The following is a 19,011-nucleotide window of genomic DNA, read 5'->3' on the forward strand; positions in this document are numbered from 1 at the left end:
TCAGAAGGTGTGGCTCAGGCCGTCGGTCGGCGATGCGGGGACGGGCGGGACGAACGGCTTGACCTCGAAGTCGACCGTGCCGTGGTTGACCGGGAATCGTGTGGGCACGGTCCCGGTCGCTCGCGCGTAGGCGCAGGCCACGGCTGCGACGGACGCGGCGACGCCCGCCTCGCCGGCGCCGCCCGGCTGCTGCGAGTCCGAGGGCATCACGACGCACTGGAAGTCGGTCGGGACGTTCCACTGCCGGGTGTAGAAGTAGTTGTCCCAGCTGGCCTCGAGGAAGTGCCCGTCGCGCAGGTGCAGGCTGCTGGTCAGCGCGAGCGCGATCCCGTCCGAGACGCCGCCCATCATCTGCGCTTCGAGGCCCTTGGGGTTGATCACGAGCCCGGCGTCCACGGCGATGACGGCCTTGGTCACGCGCGGCCCGGTCACCCCGTTCGGTACCTTCCGGTTCACGGTCTCGGGCCGGCAGTCGATCTCGACGAGAACGGCGGTGGCGCCCTTGTACTCACTGTGGATCGCGATGCCCTGCGCCGTCCCGGCGGGCATCGACCTGCCCCAGTCACCGACCTCGGCGACCTTCTTCAGCGCCGCCGTGACCCGCTCGTTCTTCAGGAACGCGAGGCGGAACTCCAGCGGGTCCTTGCCGAGCTTCTTCGCGAGCTGGTCGACGACCAGCTCGTTGGCGCAGGCGACGTCGGGGGAGTAGATGTTGCGCATGCTCCCGGTGTTGAACCGGGCGTCCGCCTCGCTGAGCAGCTGCGTGACGACACCGAAGTTGTACGGGAGCTCCTGGGTCAGGGTGAAGATCGTCTCGGAGAAGGCCAGCCCGCCGAGCCCTGTGGGCAGCCGGTCCGCCGTCGCCGTGATCATCTCGCCGAGCCCGTGACTGAAGTCGGTGACGACACTCGTGTGCCGCTGCTCGAAGGTGAGGACCTGCCCGGCGAGATACGTGGCCCGGATCCGGGACGTGGCCATGGGATGCACCCGGCCCTGGCGGGGTTCGTCGGCGCGGTGCCACATCAGCTTGACCGGCTTGCCCATCGCCTTGGACACCTTGGCCGCCTCGATCGCGGCGTCGCCGAACAGCTTGTGCCCGAAGGAGCCGCCACCGGTGACGACGTTGACCTTCACCGCGCCCATCGGCAGCCCGACGGCCTTGGCGATGTCGCCCTGGGCCACGATCGGTGACTTCAGGCCCGCCCACACCGTCGCCCGGTCGGAGCGGACGTCGGCGATCGCGCAGTTCGGCTCCAGCGCGGCGCTGCTGCGGAACATGAAGGTGAAGTCCGCCTCCACGGTCTTCGCGAGCAGCGGGATGTCCGGGACGGCCAGCGGGAGTTCGGCCTTCCGCAGCCGCGCCAGGATCGTCTCGTCGGACTCTCCCTCCACCGAACCGGCGGCCCACTCCACGTCGAGCGCCCGCACGGCGTCGATGCACTGCCCGAACGTCTTCGCGCGCACCGCGACCCCGGTGTCGACCACGGCCACGTCCGTGACACCCGGCAGCGCCAGGACCGCGGCCTGGTTGCGGACGGACTTCGGCGACCCGTTCAGCGTGGGCGGGCGGCAGACCATGGTGGGCAGGGCGTCCGGCACCTGCAGGTCCATCGCGTACTTCTTCTGCCCGGTGACCGCGAGACGGGCGTCGTCGCGCCCGTGCGGCTTGCCGATCACGGAGAAGTCCGAGGTGGGCTTGAGCTCGGCGGCGACGACCTTGACCGTGCTGCTGGCGGCCTTGACCGCCAGGTCCCCGTAGGACACGGACGACCCGTCCGGCGCGGAGATCACCCCGGCCTTCGACTCCAGCAGGTCGACCACCGAGCCGAGCTCGATCGCCGCCGCCTCCAGGAGTGCCTTGCGGGCGATGGCCGCGGCGACCCGGACCGGCGTGAACATCGACACCGTGGTGTTCGAGCCGCCGGTCAGCTGGTTCAGGAGCAGCTCGGGGCGGGCCGGCGCCAAGGTCACATGGACCTTGTCGACGGGCAGGTCGAGCTCCTCGGCGATGATCATCGCCGTCGAGGTCGTGATGCCCTGACCGACCTCCATCCGCGGCAGCTCGAACGACGCCGTGCCGTCCTCGTGCAGCACGATCTTGATCAGCGCGGACGTCGGCCGCGCGGCGTCGGTCTGCATGTCCTCCAGGTCGTACAGCTCCGGAATCTGCGGCAGCGAGGGCACGGCGGCCTGCGCCGGTGCGCTCAGCGTGAGGTCGGCACCGACCGCGAGCGTCGCTCCGGCCAGGACGTACCCCAGGAACGCGCGGCGCCCCAACGGCGCGCGCTCACCGCGTCGACGGGTGTGACCACCCCTGGAAGGGACATCGGTCATCGAGCGTTTCCTCTCTGCTTCCGGTCGCGTCCGCACCCGCTCCGGCCGTCCGGCCCTGACGCGGTGTGCGGGGTCCATCATGCTTGATCGGTGCATGGCGAGCGGAACTTCGGATTTCTGTACGTGAGCAGACCATGCGTCAGATATGAGCAGCGCAACGATAGTTGGGCCGATGCCAGGTCAAGTGAGGCGGTTCGGTGACGCGTTCACGACTTCGCCGCGTACCGGAACCTTTCCACACGCGCGCTTCACCGGCTCTCCGTATCGGCGTGCTTCACTCTCGGCTCAAGATCAACATCTCCACCGGATCAGAGAATGGGCCGACCGTGAACATACGCACGACCCGACGGGCAGCAGCAGCCCTGCTGTCACTCGCGCTCCTCCCCGCCGCCCTCGCCGGCGCCACCGTCGCGCAGGCGCAGACGCCGTCCCCCGCGCCGAAGGTGACGATCGGCGAGCAGACCACCGACCCGCAGAAGGTGCGGGACTTCTGGACCGCCGAGCGCGTCGGCCAGGCCCTCGCCAACGAGAAGAAGGACCAGGCCGCCTTCGACCGGAAGGCCGCGGCCGCGACGGGGGAGGGCAGGCGCAGACCCGTCGAGCAGACCCGCCCGGCGCAGTCCGCGCCGGCGGTCTCCGGCAGGACGATCGCGCCGCTCGCCACGAGCTCGGCGGTGCCGGAGATGCCGTACGCCCAGCCGGTCCCGTTCCCGCAGTCCCAGCCCGCCGTCATGGTCGGGAAGATCCTGTTCACCGCGAAGGACGGCACCACGCACGGCTGCACCGGCTCGTCCATCGTCACCGCCAACAAGAACACGGTGTGGACCGCCGGTCACTGCGTCCACCCCGGTGACGGCTCGGGCGCCGAGGGCTTCTACAACGACATCGTCTTCATCCCCGGCTTCAAGAAGAACGACCAGGCGCCCGAGGGCTACGACGCCCCGTGGGGCGAATGGGCCGCCAGGGCGAAGGTCGCGCCCACCGCGTGGACCGCGGACGGCGACATGTTCTGGGGCGACATGGCCGCCTTCACGGTCGTCCCGCCGGCCGGCTACACGAACCTGACCGACACCCTCGGTGCCTTCGGCTACAAGTTCGGCTCCGGCCCCGACTGGTCGGACATCATCGACGCCGGCTTCCCCGGCGACGGCTACCGGCGCACCGACATGGACGGCTTCACGCAGTTCTACTGCACCGGCAACGCGCAGGACGCCACCCCGTTCTTCCCCGTGGACGACCGGCTGGAGATCGACTGCGACATGGGCCACGGCGCCTCGGGCGGCCCGATGTCCACCCCCGAGGGCCAGATCGTCGGCGTCAACTCGCACGGCGAGGAGGACAGCGCGGGCAACATCTCCTCGGCGCTCCTGTACAGCTCGGCGCACGCCGACAACGCCATCGACGTGATCAACCGGATCGGCACGCTCAGCTAAGGCCTTTCGGTCCGCCACGGGGGAGCGGGCACCGGGCGCACTCTGCCCGGTGCCCGCTCCCTCGGCATCAGCGGTCCGGGCCCGCGAACTCGGGATCGAGTGCCGCTCCCGTCGGCGGCGGCCCCGCGTTGGCCCGCCTCTGGCTCACGTACGCGGTCCTGATCGCGTCGGTCGACATCTTCTGCCAGTCCTCCGGAAGCCTCAGCCCTGCCGCGGCGCGCTCCTGTTCCCACCGCGCGACCAACGCCTGTCGTGTGCGCGGCATTTCGTCGGCCGGCGGCCTGGGGCTGACCGTCACCCCCGACGTCGGTTCCCCGAGGGAGGACACCGTCACCGCGGCCCCCGCCCCCAGGACGAACGCCGCCGCCACGCCCCACCACGCCTTGCGCCCCATCCCGCACCCCTGCCTCGCACCCGTCCGACAATGATCAAGGAGCGTACCCGCACGCGAACCTGGGCAAGGAGACGGCGACTACCTCCTCGCGCCGCTCCGGGTACGGCACTTCACCCGCACCTCATCGATCTGACGGACGGCCGGTCAGCACGCGGACCAGCTCGGCGGGACGGCTGAGCGCGACGGCGTGGCCCGCGGCGATCTCCTCCGGCACCACGCCGAGGCGCTCGCGCACGACCCGGCGCAGGAAATCGGGCGGGAAGAAGCGGTCCTCGGTGCACAACACGTACCGGGTCGGCACGTCCGGCCACGCCTCCAGGGGCCACGGTTGCGCCGAAGCGGCGGCCGACGGATGCGCCCGCTCCCTGCTCATCGCCTCCTCGGCGAGGGCGCGCGGCACGTCGTGGTAGAACGCGACGTGGGGGTCGTCGCTTCCGGTCAGGCCACCGTCCCGCGCGGCCTGACGCCGCACCGCCTCGGGATACCCGGTCCGGCTCCACCACTCGTCCGGCGACTCACCCGGCGCCGGGACCATCCCGGCGACCAGCACGAGCTCGTCGACCGGGCGGCGCACGGCAACCAGGGGAGCGGTGAACGCCCCGAACGACTGCCCCACGACGACCAGACCCCGCCGGTCACCGACCGCCTCGACCACGGCGTCGGCGTAGTCGTCGAGGGTCAGCGCGTCGTCGTCCGCCGGAAGATCCGGAGCCACGACGTCGTGCCCGCGCGCCCTGAGCTCGACTCCGACCAGATGCCAGTACCAGCCGACGTCCCCGGCTCCGTGGATCAGCACGTAGGTGCTCACGACGTGTCTCCTCGCATCCGGTCAGACGTTCGTCGATGTCCCGGGCCGAGGTCCGCGGCCCTCGCTGCGTCGAGATCCTCGCAGGTGTCGAGGCCCGCCGGGCGGTCACGAGGCACGGAGGGGCGCGCGGAGGCACGTAGGTGCACGTACGCGGCCGACCGGCATACGTATCCGTCCCCCGGGGGCTACCGATCTTGCGTATCTCCCCACGTCAGGGCGCGTTCAGCAGGACGGAACCCGGACCGTACGCCCCCCGACGAAAGTGATCCGACGTGAGCAACCTGGTCGTCGCCCTGGTGAAAGCAGCCGAACGGCACCCGCAGCGTGTGGCGGTGCGCGGTGACGGGAGCGCCCTCACCTACGCCGAACTGGACGAGTTCAGCGCCAGGGCGGCCGGCGGAATGCGGGCCCACGGCGTACACCCCGGCGACCGGGTCGGGCTGAGGCTGCCCTACTCCCCGGTCTACGCGGTGCTCTGCTTCGGCGCACTGCGCGCCGGTGCCGTCGTCGTGCCGATGTACCCGAGCGGGCCGCAGGCCACCGCACCGACTCGCACCGACACGTGTGGCGCCCGGCTCGTGTTCACCGCGCCCGACGAGGCGGCCGTGCGCGACGCCCGCGCGGGCGACACGACACTCGTGCAGGTCGGCCCCGACTTCCTCGACCAAGTCGGCTTCTGGCCCCGGCACTTCGACGCCGTCAGCCGCGCCGATCACGATCCCGCGGTGCTGATCGACGAGACCGTCACGCACGAGGCCCGCGGCTACGCGCGGGCCTCGTGCGGACCGCACGCGGTGATGCGTGGCGGCGCCTGCCTGCCCGCCGCCCCGCGGCCGTCGGTGAATCGCTGTCGCGCCGGACGCGGGGGACCGACCCCCGTGGGGGCCGCGCCCGGCTGCCGTTGAGGCGGGTCAGCCGTTGGCCAGGGCCTTGACGCGGTCGGGCGCCCCGTTGAACTTGTCGTGGTCCCCGACGGTCGGGCCGGAAGCGGTGTACTGCCACATCGTGTGGAACTTCCAGCCGGCCGGCAGCTGTCCCACGGTCGAGGCGTAGCGGGCGATCCACAGCGGGTTGGTGGCGGCGAAGCCGCTGTAGTTGCCGGTGCACGTCTTCCACCAGCTGGTGGAGGTGTAGATGACGGCGTCCCGGCCGGTCCGGCGCTCGTACTGCTTCAGGAAGTCCCGGATCCAGCTGACGAGTTGACGGGACGTCTTGCCGTAGCACGTCGAACCGTAGGGGTTGTACTCGATGTCGAGCACGCCCGGCAGCGTCTTGCCGTCCTTGGACCAGCCGCCGCCGTGGTTGACGAAGTAGTCGGCCTGCTTGGTGCCGCTGGACGTGTCCGGGGTGGCGAAGTGGTAGGCGCCGCGGATCATGCCGTTCCGGTACGAGCCGTTGTACTGCTGGGCGAAGTACGGGTTCTTGTAGGACTTGCCCTCGGTCGCCTTGACGTAGGCCCACTTCACGCCGCTCTTGCGCAGAGTGGACCAGGCGACGTTGCCCTGGTGGCTGGAGACGTCCACGCCCTTGGTCTGCACGACGCGGGTCTCGACGGGGACCCCTTCGATCCCCTCGTTGGCGAGGACGCCCTCGCCCATGAACGCGGTGCCGCGGTCGGGCGTCGGCTGACCTGTGTCGTCGGCCGACGCGGAAACCGCGGGCAGGGCCAGCAGGAGGAGCTGCGAGGCGACCAGTGCGCCGGAGGCGAGCCGGCGGCGACGGTTGCTGGGTGCTGCTGCAGATACGTTGCGCATGCGGCTCATCTGACCCCCTGTCACAGCGGGCCGCATCTCACAGTGGGCCAGACGGTGTTGGGCGCCAGGCCCCCTCATCGTCGACGGCAGCGATCGGACTTGCGTCCTCGCAGGTCAGCGCGCGCGGGCGGGTGGGAACGGGCGCATCACGCCGAGGGGTGCGCCCGTCGGAGCGTCGTCTCCACCCTGTCGAGCATCTGGCCGAGGAGATGCAGGGCGCGGGCGTGCGTGGGCGCGCCGCGTGCGGTGCCTTTCCAGTACACGTCCGTGAACGCCTCGACGGCAGGCAGGATCTGACGGTCGTCCCGGGTCGCGAGGACGAGCACGAAGCGGGCGTGGTCGCCGATGTCGGTGCCCCGCGGGTGCTGTTCGACCACCCCGCGCAGGCGTGCGGTGAGCGCGGGAAGAGTGCGGGCGGTAGGGAAGACCACGGCGAGCGAGGCCAGCGCCAGTCGTACCGCCGGGCACTCGACCGACCAGCGAGCCAGCAGGTCAGGGGTGCAGGACTGAACAGCCTTTCGAGCTCGGTGCTCACTGTCCGGATCTGCGTGCGGCGGAGTCACGGGCCAGCATCCGGCCGACTTCCGCTCCGCGACCGTCGCGGCGCAGAACAGGAGTTCCACCGCGTTGAAGCGCTGCCGGGCCGGCACCCGGTCGTCGCAGGCGAGGGCCGCGAGCAGCGGGACGCCGGCAGCGGTGTCGGGCCGGCAGGTGTCCTGGTGGAGGACGTCGTTGTAGAAGTCGCCGAGGAAGCCGCTGTCGTCCTTCCAGAACGGGTCGGCCTCCGGCGCGAAGAGTATCGCCGCCTGCGGTGGGTACGGGCCCGTCGCCCGGTCGGCTATGACGTCCCGGAAGATCCGGCGGATCGGCGGCCCGAACTCGGGAGCGGTGTGCGTGGTCATGGCCGTCGCAGAGTACTGCCGAGCGGGGGAGCGGTGGCGCTCAGGGGCCGCCAGTCTTCGGGTTCTCCAGGGCGTCGGGTGCGCCGAGCGGGGGTGCACTCCTCTCTGCCGTCCGCGGACCGGATCCGGTGAACAGGGCAGCGGGGCCCGGCTGATGTCGACGACCTCCGGACCCGCGCCGGTCGAGGTGTGGCGCCGGCGGCTGGAGTCCGGAGAGGAGTACCCGAGCCCGCCCCACCAGGGTGTGCGCGACTCGGTGGCGGGTCAGGCGGCGGTCATGCTGGGGGAGCGTTCGGCGGACAGGGCGACGGCTCGCCGCACCGACTCCTGGGCCGCGGTCAGCAGCGGCAGGCGCACGGCAGGGCTGGGGATGCGGCCCTGCGCGTGCAGCACTCCCTTGATGACGGTCGGGTTCGGCTCGGCGAAGAGCGCGGCGGAGAGCCGGGCCAGGTCGGCGCCGAGTCGACGCGCCGGTTCGGCCGCGCCGGCCCGCCACAGCGCGATCAGCTCGGCGTAGTCGGCGGTGCGGACGTTGGCGGAGGCCAGGATGCCGCCGTGCGCCCCTGCCGCGAGCAGCGGCGAGATGACCGCGTCGTCGCCGCCGAGCACCGCGAAACCGGCCGGCGGCGCGCCGAGCAGCTCCATCGCCGCCGCGTCGATCGCACCGGTCGCGTACTTGACCCCGACGACCTCCGGCAGCTCGCCCAGCGCGGTGAGCGCGCTCGTGCCCAGCGGCTGACCCGTGCGGTACGGGATGTCGTACACGACCAGCGGCAGACCCCCGTGCTCGGCGAGCGCCGTGAAGTGCGCCAGCGTCCCCGCGAGGCCCGGCCGCGTGTACGGCGGCGCGGGCACCAGCGCCGCGGCGACATCGCCCCGCGCGGCGAGTTCACGCAGGGACGTCACGGCGGAGGCGGTGTCGTTCGTGCCGACGCCCACGATCAGGGGCGCTCCGTGTGCCCGGCAGGCGGCGGCGCACACGCGCACGACGGTCCGCTTCTCCTCGGAGGTCAGCGTGGCCGCCTCCGCGGTGGTGCCCAGGGCGACGAGCCCGCGAGCCCCGCCCGTCGACAGCGCCTCGTCGGCGAGACGGGCGAGCGCGTCCGGGGCGAGGCGCAGATCGTCGGTGAACGGGGTGACCAGCGGGACGAACAGGCCGGAGAGGTCCGCTTCGGGGTGCATGCGCGTTTCCATGCACCCAGCCTGACCGACACCGACCCGGTAGATCCAGTTCATGTTTCTTCGCTCATGCGTAAGCTCACCTTATGCTCGATGTGAGACGACTCCACCTGCTGCGCGAACTGGACCGGCGCGGCACCATCGCGGCCGTGGCCGAGGCGCTGACCTTCACCGCGTCGGCCGTCTCCCAGCAGCTGAGCGTCCTGGAGCGCGAGGCCGGCGTGCCCCTGCTGGAGCGCAGCGGCCGGCGCGTGGTCCTCACCCCCGCGGGACGCACCCTCGTCGGTCACGCCGACGCCGTCCTGGAGCGCCTCGAACTCGCCGTGTCCGAGCTGGCCGGGGCCCGCGAGGGCATCGCCGGATCGCTGCGCATCGGCACGTTCCCGTCGGGCGGCCCCGCGATCGTGCCCGCGACCCTGGCCGAACTGGCCCGGCGCCATCCCGCGCTGGAGCCGATGGTGCAGGAGATCGACTCGGCGCGCGTCTCCGACGGCCTGCGGGCCGGCGAACTCGACGTGGCGCTCGTCCACGACTACGACTTCGTGCCCGCCTCGCCCGACACCACGATGGACCAGGTTCCCTTGCTGGAGGAGCCGATGTACCTGGCCACGGGCGGCGCCCCTGCCGACGCGGGCACCACCCGAGGCGGCGACTCGCTGGCGGACCTTCTCGGCCCGTGGGCGGAGGCGCCGTGGATCACCGCGAGGGACGGCACGACCGGTCACGCGATGGCCGTCCGCGCCTGCCAGGCCGCCGGCTTCCGCCCGCGCATCCGCCACCAGGTCAACGACTTCCGTACGGTCCTGGCGCTGGCCGCCATCGGCCAAGGCGCCGGATTCGTACCGGAGATGGCGACCGCGCAGGCCCCCGACGGCGTGCTCCTGACCCGACTGCCTCTCTTCCGCCGCTCGAAGGTCGCCTTCCGTGCCGGTGGCGGCACCCACCCGGCGATCGCGGCGTTCGTGGCCGCCGCGCGGACGGCAGTTGGCGGCAGTAGCTGAAAAGAGGGGCGTCACCGGGTGACCATGACGGGGCGGGGCCGTTCGCGCAGACGTGCGAGGCCGGGCCGAAGAAGGCGACGAGAGACAGGGGCGGCGGCATGGGCAGAGGCATGGACGGGGGCCTGGATGCGGGCGTGGCGCGGGCGATCTGGCAGGAGCTGGAACCCCTGCACGCTGTCACCTACTTCGCCCCGGAGTGTGTCACCGCGCATCGGGAGGCCGGACTGCGAGGCTTCTGGATGGGCTACTTCGGGGCGCGGGCGGCGCCCCTGGGCGCGGTGTCGGCGGGGGTCGTCGAGGCGGCCTTCTTCAACTTCCATCCCGCGATGGTGCGTCGCGCCGTCCCCGACGCCTGGGGTTTCGCCGCACCCGAAGCCGTCCTCCGGGCCCGCTCCACGGCCGCTGCCGCGGCGCTGCGCCGCGTGGCGCCGTCCGCGGCGGAGACGGCGGCGCGGATCACCCCCCTGCTGGAGCGGGTGGTCGCCGCGGCGGACGGCGCCGGACGCCCGCTGTTCGCCGCCAACCGGGACCTGGATGTCCCCGACGACCCGGTCGAGGCCCTGTGGCAGCACACCACGACCCTGCGCGAGCACCGCGGCGACGGACATGTCGCCGCCCTGACCGCGGAAGGCGTGGGCGGATGCGAGGCGCACGTCCTGTTCGCGGCCTGCGAGGGAACGGACGTGTCGATCCTGCGCGACAACCGAGGCTGGTCGAAGGACGACTGGCAGGCCGCCGCGGACCGCTTGTCCGCGCGCGGCCTCCTCGACGGCGACGGGCGCCCGACCGCCGAGGGCCGAGCCCTGCGCGACCACGTCGAGTCCCGCACCGACGCCCTCGCCGTCCGGCCCTACGAGGAACTCCGGCAGGGGGAGTTCGTACAACTCCAGGATCTGCTCGCCCCGTTGGCCGAGCAGGCACTCGCCTCGGACACCGTCCCGTTCCCCAACCCCATGGGACTTCCGGCACGGACGACGGCGAAGCCGGGCGGGGTCAGGGCGACCAGACGTACGGAGTCGTCGTCGTGACCGCGTGCAGGCCGAGCCGGGTGAGGATCGGCGCACTGTCGGCCGAGGCGTCGACGTAGAGGTAGCGGACACCGCGGGCGGCGGCGATCCGGGCCCGGTGGGCGACCATCGCCCGGTAGATGCCCCGCCCGCGCCACTCCTCGAGCGTCGATCCGCCCCAGAGCCCGCCGAAGTCGACACCCTCCTTGAACACCAGCCAGGCGGCGCACACGACGTCGTCCCCCGCCTCGGCGACCAGGACGACGATGTCCTCCGGCGCGCTCTCGATCCGTCCGGCGAGGTCCTCGGCCAGCCACCCCCAGTCCTCGCCCCACACCGTGCTCTCCATCGCGGCGATGCGCCGAAGATCCGCCGGGGCGGTGACCCGGCGGAGGGTCACGCCCTCGGGCAGGACCGGGTCGGCCGCGAGGTCCTCGGACTGCCCGATGAGCACGGTCTCGCTGTCCTCCGGCACGAACCCGGCCGCGGTGAGCCGCTCGGTGAGATCGGCGGGGAGATCGTGGCCGCGCGTCTTCCACTCGACCGCCTCGCCGCGGGCGGCGTAGAAGTCACGCTGCCGGGCGATGAGCGCGTCCAACGCGTCCCCGTCCACGCCGAGATCACGCGGGCCCGTGACGAACCCGCGGTGCCAGCCGACGACGCGGGTCAGCGGGCCGTCCTTCTCGATACGGGTGCTGCCGCCGGGCGGTGTGACGCCGCGGAGCTGGGTGTCGTACACGGCACGGAGTTCGTTGATCAAGGTGTCGTTCACTCGAACACCGTACGAACCGGGTCAAGTGATTAAACGCTGTCGCGGCCGGCGATCGACGGTTGTGACCGAGCGCGGTACCTGGCCTCGATGGACAACTCTGATGCTCAGAACCGCCCACGTAGCCGACCGATGCGCAGGTCCGGTGCAGTTCGTCGGCCACTCCATCCGCTGGAGCACCGGTCCCAGGAGATCGGGGTCGACGGAACGTTGCGTAGCGGCGAGTATGCGATGCGACCGCCTAAGCTCCCGGAGACGCACGTGGGTAACCGACAAGCAGACATCGACTTCACCTTCCAGCGCCCAATCACCGTGCGCGGCTTGCTGGAGGTGCTGACACCGGCAGGCTGGTCCGCTGAAGAACGCTCCGGCTGCATCTCGTACATGATCAATGACGCAGACGACATGCACGAGTGGCATGACAGCACCCCCGACTGCCTGAACGCCGTGCTCGCGGAGCTGGACTCCGCGGCGAATCTGCCCTTCACCGTGGCGCTGAACATTTACCATCCGCAGGGCGGAACTGGCGGCATGCTCATGTTCTCCGCGCAGCGCAGGGAAGTCTCGTTCCTTCCCATCATCGACCGCCGGAGTATCCCGGACGCGCCAAAGTTCACCGACCTCGCCTGGTACCTGGCGGCACTTGTCCCTTCCCTGCTCTGGGCCGGCCTCGAAGGGTACGAGGCCCGCGAGAACCCCAACTAGGCATCATCCGAGGCGAAGCGCTTCGTAAACACCGGTCGGGCGCGGCCAGACTTAGAGCAGCGAAGTTGTCTATCCGGGCCATCTATCGTGCTCAGTCACAGAAGCGTCCTCCAGGAGGGCGCCCGGGCAGAGCCCGTGCCCTGCGCGTACGCCGTGTCGAGGCGGGCGTCACCGAGCGCTGCCCGGGTGGCGGCCTCGACGTGGTGGATGTCCTCGCGCTCGCCCCTCTCGGGCAGCGGTGCGCCGACCGAGCGGCGCCGTGTGTCGGCAGCGACCAGGAGGCTGGAACGCCCCGCGGCCATCGGCCTGTTCGGCCGCTGCTATCTGCTCGGCCCGGCGTGCGCGGCCCTTCTGGCGATGGCCTGAAGTGCCCCGCGCTACCCCTGATCCCTCTCCGGGGAGTGGTGCGGTCGGTGGATGTGGTGGAGCACGGTGGTGAGTTGCTCGCCGGTGAGGGCCGGGGAGGGGAGGGCTCGGTCCGGCCGGGTGCGGAGGCTGTCGAGGAGGAGGGCGAGCGGGCGGCGCCACGAGCCGGGCACGGTGGCCTGGAGGGCGGGCGCGGTACGGCCGAGGGCGGCCAGGGCGAGGAGGAGGTCCTCGGTGACGATGTCGGTGCGGACGAGTCCCTGATCGCGGCAGCGTCCGAGGAGGCCGGTGAGCGTCTCCGCGTTGTGGACGTGCAGCTTCTCCAGGGTGGCGACGCCCTGGATGCCGGTGGTCATGAGGTCGCTGGCGCCGCGGTCGGTGGCCAGGACCGTGAAGACGTGGTCGAGGTAGCCGGTCAGGCCGTGCCAGGGGTCCTCGGCGCGGCGGGCTTCCTCGCCGGCGTCGACGACGGTGGCGAGGGTGTCGTGGAAGACGGCCTCGATGAGGGCGGCCCGGTCGGGGAAGCGGCGGTAGAGGGTCGCGTTGCCGACCCCGGCGCGGCGGGCGATCACGTCGAGTGCGGCCTCGACGCCCTGCTCGGCGTAGACCTGGCGGGCTGCGGCCAGGACCAGTTCACGGTTGCGCTGCGCGTCCTTCCTCACAGAGGGAACCGTACAGGATCTGTGGAGTGCTCCCCGGTTGCTGTTAGGGTCGCCCGAAGCAGAAACTGGGGAGTCATCCCCACTTTGTGGTTGGGAGTCCGTCATGCATGTACCGCAGACCGAGGAACTCGCGGCCTGGACCGCCGATTTCGCCACCGACCCCTACCCGGCGTTCGAGGCCCTGCGGGCGAAGGGGCCCGTGCACTTCGTCCGCTTCCTCACGGGCGAGACCGCGTGGATGATCCTCGGCTACGCAGAGGCGCGGGCCGCGCTCGCGGACCCGCGGCTGTGCCACGACGTGCGCGTCTCGGCGGAGTTCGACAGCGACGGCCTGTACGCGGTGGGCCGGAACATGTTGCAGACCGACCCGCCGGACCACACCCGGCTGCGGTCCCTGGTGGCACGCGAGTTCACCGCGCGGCGGGTACGGGCCCTGCGCACGCGGGTGCGCGAGGCGGCGGACGGACTCCTGGACGCGATGGAGCCGTCGGGCCGCGCGGACCTGATCGACGCGTTCGCGTTCCCACTGCCGCTGACGGTCATCTGCGAGCTGCTGGGTGTGCCGGGGGTCGATCACGAGCGGTTCCGGGCCTGGACGGCGAAGGTCCTCGCGGTGGGCGAGCCCGAGGCCTCGGGCCTCGCGTCCCAGGAGCTGGCCGGGTACCTGGCGGGCCTGATCGAGGAGAAGCGCGGCATCGGCCGGGACGCGGTGGCGGAAGGCGATCTGCTGCACGCGCTGGTGACCGCGCACGACGAGGACGGTGACCATCTCAGCGACGAGGAACTGATCGGGATGGCCTTCCTGCTCCTGGTCGCCGGCCACGAGACGACGGTCAACCTCATCGCCAACGCAGTACACCTGCTGCTGACCCGCCCGGACCAACTGGCCGCGCTGCGCGCGGACGACCGCCTGGTGGAGGGCTGGGTGGAGGAGACGCTCCGCTTCGAACCGCCGTCGCCGGCCGGCACGTACCGCTACACCTCGGAGCCGATGACGATCGGCGGCGTCCCGATCCCGAAGGGGGCGCGCGTGGTCGTCTCGCTGGCGTCCGCCAACCGCGATCCCGCCCGGTTCCCGGATCCGGAGCGTTTCGACATCCGCCGTGACCCGGCCCTGACCCGCTCCCACCTCGCCTTCGGACACGGCATCCACCACTGCCTCGGGGCGCCACTGGCCCGGCTGGAGGCGAACCTCGCGCTGCGCGCACTCCTGGAGCGCTTTCCCGCCCTGGCCCTCGACGGCGATCCCGCGCCGGACTGGCGTCCGAGCCTGCTGCGGGGCCTGAGCCGCCTTCCCGTGCGCTGGTGAGCTGACGGCGCCGCGAGCGCGACGGCCCGCGTCCGGCCCCGCCGGTCGGGCGCGTGGTGGGGTGCGGGCGCCGGGGCAGGGGTGCAAGGTGGGGGCACATACTCAGGGCCGCCGGTGACGGCCATGGACGTGGTGCAGGTGGATCGTGAACCGACCCGAGGTCGACTACGAGGCTGTCTTCCAGGCCCTCCCGGGCGCGGTCGCCCTGCTCACACCGGACCTCGTCTACGTGGACGTCAACGACGCCTTCCTCGCGGTCTCGGGACGCACCCGCGCCCAGCTCATCGGCCGCCACCTGTTCGACGTGTTCCCCGACAACCCCCATGACCCGGGAGCCTCGGGCATGCGCAACCTGCAGGCCTCGCTGCGACGCGTCGCCGAGACCGGCGAGCGGGACAGCATGGCGCTGCAACGCTACGACGTCGAGGACGCGGACCGCCCCGGCATCTGGCACGAGCGGTGGTGGAGCCCCGTCAACGCGCCGGTGCGGGCCGCCGACGGCTCGGTGGCGCTGCTGCTGCACCGGGTGGAGGAGGTCACCGAGCTGATCAGGGCGCGCGGCCGGGAGCGGGCGGGGGAGCGCACTCCGGTCCTGGAGGCGGAGATCTACACCCGCTCGCGGGAGCTGCAGGAGGTCAACGAGCGGCTGCGCGCGGCGCACGACCGGGAACGGGAGGTCGCGCTGCACCTGCAACGAGCGATGCTGCCCGCCGCGTGCGGACCGGAAAATCTGCGGGTGGCGGTGCGCTACCGGCCCGCGGTGAGCGCGCTCAACGTGTGCGGCGACTGGTACGACATCATCGACATGCCCGCCGGAGGGCGCGCGGCGGTGACGGTCGGCGACGTCGTCGGCCACGGGCTGATCGCGGCGGGCGTCATGGGACAACTGCGCAGCGCGCTGTCCGCCGCGTGCCGGGTGGCCGGCGGTCCCGGCCAGGCCCTGGAGGCCCTCGGCCTGTACGCCCGCTCCGTCGAGGGCGCGGAGTGCACCACCGCCGCCTGCGTGTTCATCGACTGGAACACCCGCACCCTCACCTACAGCTGCGCCGGTCATCCGCCACCCGCACTCGCCCGCCCGGACGGCACCGTCACCTTCCTCGCGGAAGCCACCGACCCGCCGCTCGGAGCCCGCCCCGAACACGCCGGCCGCGCCCAGGAACACCTCACCTTCCCCGAGGGCTCGGTCCTGCTCCTGTACACCGACGGGCTCGTGGAGCGCCGGGGCGAGGACATCGACACCGGCCTGGACCGGCTCGCCCGCTCCCTGGCCCGGCACCGCGACCGGACCCCGGAAGACCTCGCGGACGCGCTGCTCACGGACCTGATCCCGCCGTCCGGCCTGACGGACGACACGGCCCTGGTCGTCGTCGGCCTGTGACCCGCCATGCGCCGCCCGGGCGCGGCCCCGAACGCGTACGTCCGTCCAGGTACTGATGACCGTCAAGGTTTCCTGGACAGTCCGCACCTTCGATAATGTGGCGCACGTGTCAGACGTGAAGGGTGAGCGCGAGCTCGAAGAAGCGGTCCAGGCGCTGAGAAGCGCCGAGGACCGGGTGGCCGACGCACTGCGGGCCTACCTGGAGCGGGATCCGCTCACGGGCCGGCCCGTGTACGGACGGATCGGACGAGCCGCGCAGATCACGGGGTGGGGGGAGCAGCGGGTCAAGGAGACCGCGATCCCGGGACTGGCCGAACGCCGCCGCGCCAAGCGGGCCGGTAAGGAAGCGGGCCACGGTGAGTGACTTCGACGCGATCGACTCGCTGCTCGCCTCCGTCACCCCGGAGGCCGAGCTGCCCGAGCGCCCGGTACGGCGCGAACTGCGCGAACAGGCAGGCCTGTCGAAGGCGCAGGTGGCCCGCGCGCTCGCGGTGAGCCCCTCCACCGTCGCGGCCTGGGAGTCGGACCGCGACCCGGCCGGTGAGGTCCGTACGAAGTACGCCTACCTTCTGGACGGCCTGGCCGCGAAGCTGGCCCCGGCACCCGAGCCGGCCGAGCCGGAACCCGCCCCCGCGGCCCAGACCGTGGACGCGGACGTGAACGTGGGCGACGAGGACGACGACGTCGAGACGCTCACGGTCCCCGAGCCGTGCGTCCTGTGCGGAGGACCCGCCGGACAGCGGGTCGCCGGCTTCCCGCAGCACCTCGACCCGGCCGACTGCGCCACCGCCGCCCCCGCGGAACCCGCTCCACCGCAGACGCGCCCCGAGGCCCCCGCGGCTCGCACCCCCCGCGCGGCCGCCCGACCGACGGACCGCGCCACGGGACCGAAGAAGCCGTCGAGCGAGCCGTCGAACAAGTCGTCGAGCAAGCCGCCGACGAAGCGAGCCTTCCAGCCGCAGTCCGGACCGCCGGACCTGATCGCCGAGACCGTCCGATCCGCACTCGCCGCGCACGAAGGTGACGTGGAGGCGGCGACGGCCGCACTGGTGCGCAAGGCGATCCCGGACGCGATGGCTCTGCTCGACGAGACCCGCAAGGGCGGCCGCTACGACGTCATCGCGCACCCGTGGGTGCCCGACATCCTGCGCAAGCAGACCGCGCGCGGCGCCGACTCGATCTGGGAAGCCCGCCCGAAGTGGACCCGCCCCGAACTCCCGCCGGGCGAGCACGAGGTGACGGCCCTCGACATGAACGGGGCCTACCTCTCCGCCGTCAAGACCCACCTCCCGATCGGCCAGTTGGAACACTCCACCGGGTTCGACCACGACCGCCGCCGCGCCGGCGTCCACCTGATCACCCCGCCCCACTGGGCGCACGATGCGGTGCTGCCCAACCCGATCGGCCAGCGCGACGAACCCGGCCCCCTGTGGGTCACCGAGCCCACCCTGCGCCTCCTGCTGCGCCTGTCCGGCCCGAAATACGGCCTGTGCGAGCCGCCGGAGATCCACGAGTCCTACACCTCGGGCGCGACGGAGAACCTCCTGGAGAAGTTCCGCGCCGCGCTCGTCACCGCCCGTGAGAACGCGATCGCCGAGGACGACGACGTCACCCTCGAGTACGTGAAGGCCATGTACTCCAAGTTCGTCTCCACGATGGGGGAGTCGAACTACAATCGGGAGTTGTACCGCCCCGACTGGATGCACCTGATCCGCTCCCAGGCCTTCGCCAACCTGTGGATGAAGGCTCTGAAGGCACACGAGCAGGGTCTGAGCGTGGTCCGCGCGATGGGTACCGACGAACTCCACGTCATCGGTGACTGGCGGCGCGTCTTCGCCGAGGGCCGCGGCGTCACCGAGGTGAAGCTCAAGGACGTCTACACCGCCGGAACCCCGCTGTCGGACGAGGACCCCGCAGGGCCGGGGGCGGCGGACTAGGTACGGGCTTCGCGAAGGCGCAGGAGGACCACGGCGAGCGGCACGATGATCAGGTCGAGGGCGACGTGCCACACGCTGAACGGGTTCGTGTGGAGGAAGAAGAAGCGGTAGGTGCCGAGCAGGCCGCCGATCGCGGGAAGCACGGCCGCGAGCTGGAGTGCGCCGGGCCACCGCCTGAGGACCGCTGTTCCGATCACCAAGTAGACCGCACCGAATCCGGCGGCGCCCAGCACGTTCGCCTCGTGCCGGTAGACGGCGAGTTGCGACAGATGCGTGACGCCGGACAGCAGGAGCAGAACGGCCAGAACTCTGGCGGCCTGCGGAAGCGTCGAGCGCTCTCGGGGCGGTGCGTTCATCGCGGTGTTCCTTCCGGTGACGCCGGCGATTCCGGCGACGGATCCGCGCGGCCTGGGGTCAGAACAGAGACAGTACGGTCACCTGACTATTTAGGGAAGGTATGGTGACCTGACTATGTCGAGCAGCGCGCATCCCCCCGTAGATCCCGGCCAGCTCGCCGACAAGCGCCTGGCGCCGGACTCGCGACTCGGCGCGCTGGCGCGCCGGCTCGCCGCGATCGTCACCGACCGGGTCCAAGGAGATCTCGCCGGCCAGGGCATCACCGATCTGCGTCCGGTCCACCTGCGGATCTTCGCGGCGCTCGGTCATGGAGGTGGGGCCCGCGTCACCGAGATCGCCGAACGTCTGGGAAGCACCAAGCAGACCGTCGGCCCCCTGGTCGACGAACTGGTGGCGAAGGGATACCTCGACCGTCGGCGCGACCCCGCGGACGCGCGCGCCAAGATCGTCGACTTCACCCCCGCCGGCAACGCCGCCGCGGAGGCTGCCCGCCGCAGCGCGGAGAACATCGACCGCCAGTGGGCCGACCGCATCGGCGACCGGCGCCTGGCCGAATGCCGCGCCACGCTCTGGGAGTTGGTCGACGCGTCCGAGGATCCCGGGAGTGCGCTCAAGGGCTCATAGCGTGACGGCGTGCGCGAGAGCGGGTGCCGTGGGAACACGCGCAAAGGCCGCCGGATGCCGGCGGCCTCGAACAAAAAACAGTCCCCGGAGTC

Annotated in this window: 20 protein-coding genes and 1 pseudogene; 11 read left to right on the top strand and 10 right to left on the bottom strand. The window is 71.8% G+C overall.

The window, feature by feature from the left end; genetic code table 11:
• Positions 1–2,334: a molybdopterin cofactor-binding domain-containing protein gene (locus ACZ4E1_RS14025; RefSeq protein ID WP_467539085.1), complete on the bottom strand. Its 2,334-nt coding sequence runs from the start codon at positions 2,332–2,334 to the stop codon at positions 1–3.
• 326 nt (positions 2,335–2,660) lie between these two features.
• Here ACZ4E1_RS14025 and ACZ4E1_RS14030 point away from each other — a divergent pair, with 326 nt between their 5' ends.
• On the top strand, positions 2,661–3,767 hold the full coding sequence (locus ACZ4E1_RS14030; RefSeq protein ID WP_467539087.1) for a trypsin-like serine peptidase: 1,107 nt from the start codon (positions 2,661–2,663) through the stop codon (positions 3,765–3,767).
• A 67-nt stretch (positions 3,768–3,834) separates the two neighbouring features.
• Here the strand turns inward: ACZ4E1_RS14030 and ACZ4E1_RS14035 are convergent, their stop codons facing one another.
• Together ACZ4E1_RS14035 and ACZ4E1_RS14040 are read right to left on the bottom strand one after the other, a co-directional pair.
• On the bottom strand, positions 3,835–4,161 hold the full coding sequence (locus tag ACZ4E1_RS14035; RefSeq protein WP_467539090.1) for a hypothetical protein: 327 nt from the start codon (positions 4,159–4,161) through the stop codon (positions 3,835–3,837).
• Between the two features lie 121 nt (positions 4,162–4,282).
• Positions 4,283–4,969 carry an alpha/beta fold hydrolase gene (locus ACZ4E1_RS14040; RefSeq protein WP_467539092.1) on the bottom strand — a complete coding sequence of 229 codons (687 nt, stop codon included), beginning with the start codon at positions 4,967–4,969 and terminating at the stop codon, positions 4,283–4,285.
• A gap of 272 nt (positions 4,970–5,241) precedes the next feature.
• On the opposite strand from ACZ4E1_RS14040, the gene ACZ4E1_RS14045 reads away from it, so the two are divergent.
• Entirely contained in the window at positions 5,242–5,874 is a 633-nt protein-coding gene (locus ACZ4E1_RS14045; protein ID WP_467539096.1) for an AMP-binding protein, read from the top strand.
• A 6-nt stretch (positions 5,875–5,880) separates the two neighbouring features.
• Here the strand turns inward: ACZ4E1_RS14045 and ACZ4E1_RS14050 are convergent, their stop codons facing one another.
• Together ACZ4E1_RS14050 and ACZ4E1_RS14055 are read right to left on the bottom strand one after the other, a co-directional pair.
• The gene (locus tag ACZ4E1_RS14050; RefSeq protein WP_467539100.1) at positions 5,881–6,723 is read right to left on the bottom strand and encodes a lysozyme; all 843 of its coding nucleotides are present in this window, start codon (positions 6,721–6,723) and stop codon (positions 5,881–5,883) included.
• Positions 6,724–6,869: 146 nt separating this feature from the next.
• Positions 6,870–7,625 (bottom strand): hypothetical protein, encoded by a 756-nt coding sequence (locus ACZ4E1_RS14055; protein ID WP_467539102.1) that lies wholly within the window; start codon positions 7,623–7,625, stop codon positions 6,870–6,872.
• A 124-nt stretch (positions 7,626–7,749) separates the two neighbouring features.
• On the opposite strand from ACZ4E1_RS14055, the pseudogene ACZ4E1_RS14060 reads away from it, so the two are divergent.
• A pseudogene (locus ACZ4E1_RS14060) lies at positions 7,750–7,887 on the top strand (XRE family transcriptional regulator); the annotation flags it as partial.
• 2 nt (positions 7,888–7,889) lie between these two features.
• Here ACZ4E1_RS14060 and ACZ4E1_RS14065 read toward each other — a convergent pair.
• Positions 7,890–8,819, bottom strand: coding sequence for a 4-hydroxy-tetrahydrodipicolinate synthase family protein (locus ACZ4E1_RS14065; protein ID WP_467539104.1), 930 nt, complete (start codon positions 8,817–8,819; stop codon positions 7,890–7,892).
• Between the two features lie 71 nt (positions 8,820–8,890).
• On the opposite strand from ACZ4E1_RS14065, the gene ACZ4E1_RS14070 reads away from it, so the two are divergent.
• Entirely contained in the window at positions 8,891–9,805 is a 915-nt protein-coding gene (locus tag ACZ4E1_RS14070; protein WP_467539106.1) for a LysR family transcriptional regulator, read from the top strand.
• Positions 9,806–9,903: 98 nt separating this feature from the next.
• Positions 9,904–10,833, top strand: a complete 930-nt coding sequence (locus tag ACZ4E1_RS14075) for an SCO6745 family protein (protein WP_467539109.1) — start codon at positions 9,904–9,906, stop codon at positions 10,831–10,833.
• Here the strand turns inward: ACZ4E1_RS14075 and ACZ4E1_RS14080 are convergent.
• Positions 10,799–11,584, bottom strand: coding sequence for a GNAT family N-acetyltransferase (locus tag ACZ4E1_RS14080; RefSeq protein WP_467539111.1), 786 nt, complete (start codon positions 11,582–11,584; stop codon positions 10,799–10,801). The two genes, ACZ4E1_RS14075 and ACZ4E1_RS14080, sit on opposite strands and share 35 nt — an antisense overlap.
• Positions 11,585–11,842: 258 nt before the next feature.
• On the opposite strand from ACZ4E1_RS14080, the gene ACZ4E1_RS14085 reads away from it, so the two are divergent.
• A complete protein-coding gene (locus tag ACZ4E1_RS14085; protein ID WP_467539114.1) occupies positions 11,843–12,286 on the top strand; it encodes a hypothetical protein in 444 nt (147 codons plus the stop codon).
• Positions 12,287–12,381: 95 nt separating this feature from the next.
• Here ACZ4E1_RS14085 and ACZ4E1_RS14090 read toward each other — a convergent pair whose 3' ends face one another.
• The gene (locus tag ACZ4E1_RS14090) at positions 12,382–12,588 is read right to left on the bottom strand and encodes a hypothetical protein (RefSeq protein ID WP_467539116.1); all 207 of its coding nucleotides are present in this window, start codon (positions 12,586–12,588) and stop codon (positions 12,382–12,384) included.
• A 75-nt stretch (positions 12,589–12,663) separates the two neighbouring features.
• Positions 12,664–13,314: a TetR/AcrR family transcriptional regulator gene (locus ACZ4E1_RS14095; RefSeq protein WP_467539118.1), complete on the bottom strand. Its 651-nt coding sequence runs from the start codon at positions 13,312–13,314 to the stop codon at positions 12,664–12,666.
• Between the two features lie 103 nt (positions 13,315–13,417).
• On the opposite strand from ACZ4E1_RS14095, the gene ACZ4E1_RS14100 reads away from it, so the two are divergent.
• The 4 genes from ACZ4E1_RS14100 to ACZ4E1_RS14115 all read left to right on the top strand — a co-directional run bounded on the left by ACZ4E1_RS14100 (position 13,418) and on the right by ACZ4E1_RS14115 (position 17,938).
• On the top strand, positions 13,418–14,623 hold the full coding sequence (locus ACZ4E1_RS14100) for a cytochrome P450 family protein (RefSeq protein WP_467539120.1): 1,206 nt from the start codon (positions 13,418–13,420) through the stop codon (positions 14,621–14,623).
• A 145-nt stretch (positions 14,624–14,768) separates the two neighbouring features.
• Positions 14,769–16,001, top strand: coding sequence for a PP2C family protein-serine/threonine phosphatase (locus ACZ4E1_RS14105; RefSeq protein ID WP_467539123.1), 1,233 nt, complete (start codon positions 14,769–14,771; stop codon positions 15,999–16,001).
• Between the two features lie 106 nt (positions 16,002–16,107).
• Entirely contained in the window at positions 16,108–16,365 is a 258-nt protein-coding gene (locus tag ACZ4E1_RS14110; protein WP_467539126.1) for a hypothetical protein, read from the top strand.
• Positions 16,358–17,938 (top strand): helix-turn-helix domain-containing protein, encoded by a 1,581-nt coding sequence (locus ACZ4E1_RS14115; protein ID WP_467539128.1) that lies wholly within the window; start codon positions 16,358–16,360, stop codon positions 17,936–17,938. Before ACZ4E1_RS14110 ends, ACZ4E1_RS14115 begins: the two co-directional genes overlap by 8 nt.
• Here the strand turns inward: ACZ4E1_RS14115 and ACZ4E1_RS14120 are convergent.
• Positions 17,935–18,294, bottom strand: coding sequence for a hypothetical protein (locus ACZ4E1_RS14120; RefSeq protein ID WP_467539130.1), 360 nt, complete (start codon positions 18,292–18,294; stop codon positions 17,935–17,937). The genes ACZ4E1_RS14115 and ACZ4E1_RS14120 overlap by 4 nt on opposite strands.
• Before the next feature lie 115 nt (positions 18,295–18,409).
• On the opposite strand from ACZ4E1_RS14120, the gene ACZ4E1_RS14125 reads away from it, so the two are divergent.
• Positions 18,410–18,919, top strand: a complete 510-nt coding sequence (locus ACZ4E1_RS14125; protein WP_467539133.1) for a MarR family winged helix-turn-helix transcriptional regulator — start codon at positions 18,410–18,412, stop codon at positions 18,917–18,919.
• Positions 18,920–19,011 lie beyond the last annotated feature (92 nt).

Source organism: Streptomyces sp. NPDC025806, from assembly GCF_055558275.1.

Excerpts from the sequence above, each read along its gene's own strand:
- ACZ4E1_RS14025 (WP_467539085.1), bottom strand. The coding sequence starts at position 2,334 with ATGACCGATGTCCCTTCCAGGGGTGGTCACACCCGTCGACGCGGTGAG.
- ACZ4E1_RS14035 (WP_467539090.1), bottom strand. The coding sequence starts at position 4,161 with ATGGGGCGCAAGGCGTGGTGGGGCGTGGCGGCGGCGTTCGTCCTGGGG.
- ACZ4E1_RS14050 (WP_467539100.1), bottom strand. The coding sequence starts at position 6,723 with ATGCGCAACGTATCTGCAGCAGCACCCAGCAACCGTCGCCGCCGGCTC.
- ACZ4E1_RS14055 (WP_467539102.1), bottom strand. The coding sequence starts at position 7,625 with ATGACCACGCACACCGCTCCCGAGTTCGGGCCGCCGATCCGCCGGATC.
- ACZ4E1_RS14065 (WP_467539104.1), bottom strand. The coding sequence starts at position 8,819 with ATGGAAACGCGCATGCACCCCGAAGCGGACCTCTCCGGCCTGTTCGTC.
- ACZ4E1_RS14070 (WP_467539106.1), top strand. The coding sequence starts at position 8,891 with ATGCTCGATGTGAGACGACTCCACCTGCTGCGCGAACTGGACCGGCGC.
- ACZ4E1_RS14075 (WP_467539109.1), top strand. The coding sequence starts at position 9,904 with ATGGGCAGAGGCATGGACGGGGGCCTGGATGCGGGCGTGGCGCGGGCG.
- ACZ4E1_RS14090 (WP_467539116.1), bottom strand. The coding sequence starts at position 12,588 with ATGGCCGCGGGGCGTTCCAGCCTCCTGGTCGCTGCCGACACACGGCGC.
- ACZ4E1_RS14100 (WP_467539120.1), top strand. The coding sequence starts at position 13,418 with ATGCATGTACCGCAGACCGAGGAACTCGCGGCCTGGACCGCCGATTTC.
- ACZ4E1_RS14120 (WP_467539130.1), bottom strand. The coding sequence starts at position 18,294 with ATGAACGCACCGCCCCGAGAGCGCTCGACGCTTCCGCAGGCCGCCAGA.
- ACZ4E1_RS14125 (WP_467539133.1), top strand. The coding sequence starts at position 18,410 with ATGTCGAGCAGCGCGCATCCCCCCGTAGATCCCGGCCAGCTCGCCGAC.